Raw genomic sequence first — 582 nt, forward strand, 5'->3', positions numbered from 1 at the left:
CCGTCGTTCGTTTTCTTCCAAGCGAATGAAGACCTCTCCGTTATGGGAAGTGCCGGTATTCCACTATTACCAATGGCTGCAGTTGCGGGCGATAGAACGATCCTACCAATGGGCACTCCAATTCTCGCAGAAGTCCCACTATTAAATGCTGATGGTACTTGGAGTGGGGCTCACCAACTTCGTCTGCTATTAGTGCTTGATACAGGTGGTGCGGTGAAGCAGAACCATCTCGATCTTTACCACGGTATGGGCGCAAGAGCCGGTACTGAAGCGGGGCATTACAAGCACTTTGGACGTGTTTGGAAACTTGGTTTAGACGGCAGCGCAACTGAAGCGCCGTGGGCTTTGCCTCCCGAAAAGAGTGAGTAACGGAGTACGTTGAACAACAGCGGCTAATCCCCTAGACTTTTTATTCAAGAGTGCGTATAAAACGCACTCTTTCTTTTTCTAATGCAACAAAATTGGCGGCAACAATGCGTGAATTGACCACTCCAGCTTCTGAAAATTATGACCAAAGATTTGGCGGTACTCGTCGTCTGTATGGCAATAGTGAAGTCGAAATCCTAAGAGCGGCGCACGTAT

The 582-nt window shown here is 48.6% G+C and carries 1 protein-coding gene and 1 pseudogene; both read left to right on the forward strand.

Features of this window, described 5'->3' with window-relative positions:
- Nucleotides 1-369, forward strand: a 369-nt coding sequence (locus tag KIV40_RS28100) for a 3D domain-containing protein (protein WP_285352488.1), incomplete at its 5' end; no start/stop codon positions are given.
- 104 nt (nucleotides 370-473) lie between these two features.
- A pseudogene (locus KIV40_RS28105) lies at nucleotides 474-582 on the forward strand (tRNA threonylcarbamoyladenosine dehydratase); the annotation flags it as partial.

It is taken from the genome of Vibrio sp. D173a (assembly GCF_030248475.1).